Origin of the sequence: Lentilactobacillus sp. (assembly GCF_040773105.1) — a bacterium.
Lineage (GTDB): Bacteria > Bacillota > Bacilli > Lactobacillales > Lactobacillaceae > Lentilactobacillus > Lentilactobacillus parabuchneri.
In genome coordinates, this window is record NZ_JAXGWW010000329.1 from 1 (window position 1) to 1,568 (window position 1,568).

General features: G+C 43.6%; 2 protein-coding genes and 1 pseudogene. All 3 read left to right on the forward strand.

Features of this window, described 5'->3' with window-relative positions:
* Positions 1–507: pseudogene (locus AB3112_RS11375) on the forward strand (YfcC family protein); the annotation flags it as partial.
* A gap of 175 nt (positions 508–682) precedes the next feature.
* The gene (locus AB3112_RS11380; RefSeq protein WP_057909650.1) at positions 683–1,099 is read left to right on the forward strand and encodes an OsmC family protein; all 417 of its coding nucleotides are present in this window, start codon (positions 683–685) and stop codon (positions 1,097–1,099) included.
* Positions 1,100–1,110: 11 nt separating this feature from the next.
* A partial coding sequence (locus tag AB3112_RS11385; protein WP_367334557.1) for an ABC transporter substrate-binding protein occupies positions 1,111–1,568 on the forward strand: 458 nt, incomplete at its 3' end.

Consider the following 1,568-nt stretch of genomic DNA (forward strand, 5'->3'; position numbering starts at 1 on the left):
GCAACGGGGAAGAACGGCATTGGCGAAACCGGGGTTGTTGACGCCTTCGTTAAGGGTGCGTCAAGTTTGGTCGGCGTTTCGCTTATCATCGGATTGGCTCGAGGCATTAACCTGGTACTCAATAACGGAAAAATTTCAGATACGATGCTGCAGTATTCATCAACTTTGGTTGCGCATATGAGCGGGCCGATGTTCATTATTGTGATGTTGCTGATCTTCTTTTTGCTGGGCTTCATCGTACCGTCATCTTCAGGATTGGCTGTTCTCTCAATGCCGATTTTGGCACCGTTGGCGGATACGGTCCACATTCCACGATATGTGGTGGTAACAGCCTATCAATTCGGCCAGTACGCAATGTTATTCCTGGCTCCAACCGGGCTTGTAATGGCGACGTTGCAAATGCTGAATATGAAGTATTCACATTGGCTCCGGTTCGTTTGGCCGGTGGTTGTGTTTGTCCTCGTATTTGGCGGTGGACTACTGGTGACCGAAGTTTTGATTAACTAACTGGATTTTTGATTCATTCATAAAAGGCATCTTCTTGTGTTCACAAACGAGGAGATGCTTTTTAGATCCAATTAGGTAATTCGGTACCGTTACATTCCAACAAAATATCATCCAAACACGCTATAATGAATAACAATTCTTCTCGCATGCATAAATCACATAAAGGATGGTCGATATGGGAAAGTATATTGTCAATTCAAAGCTCCGAAAAGTTGGCGCACAAGTCGATACGAAAACTGGAATCCATCAATTTATTGTTGATGAGCCGATTGCAGGTCATGGGACAGATGCCGGGCCTAATCCGGTCCAGTATCTGTTATCAGCGGTTGGCAGCTGTCTTGCGATTACCGCCAATGACATCGCCCGCAAACATCCCGAAATTGAAATTCGGAAGTTTCAAACAAAGACCACGGGTGAAACAACGCAGTACCAAGATGGTCGTTCTGCAGTGACTAAAATTATTGTTCAAGTTGATGCCGAAACAAATTTGGACGAATCGGCCCACCGATCATTTATGAGGGCAGTGGTAAAGGACTGTACCGTGCATGAGACTTTGAAACATGCTGTTCCGATTGAAATTCAGTTTATTTGAGGGGGAAAATTATGAAGAATCGTAGAGGTCTTTTGTTGATGGCTGTTATCGTGGTGAGTGCTGGGTTTCTGGCTGCATGCGGCAACCAAGGTTCTCAAAACAAAGCAGCCAAAAAATCAATTACTTTAATGCAGACTTCCGAGTTAACATCTTTGGACAATACGAATCAAGCGATGCTGCCCGAATTCAACACCCTAACCAACATTTCAGAGGGGCTTTATCGTCTTAATGACAAGGATCAGCCAGTTCCGGCAATGGCAACCAAGATTGTCAAGCCAACCGATAACGGCAAAAAATATATTTTTCATATTCGCAAGACTGCCAAATGGAGTAATGGTGACCCAGTAAAAGCTGAAGATTTTGAGTATTCCTGGAAGCGTTCCTTAAACCCTGCCAATAACCCGGTTTATACTTATGTATTTAGTGGCATAAAAAATGCCGATTCAATCATTAATAATAAAAAATCGTA

Coding starts and splice junctions, on each gene's coding strand:
- AB3112_RS11380 (WP_057909650.1), top strand. CDS start 683: ATGGGAAAGTATATTGTCAATTCAAAGCTCCGAAAAGTTGGCGCACAA.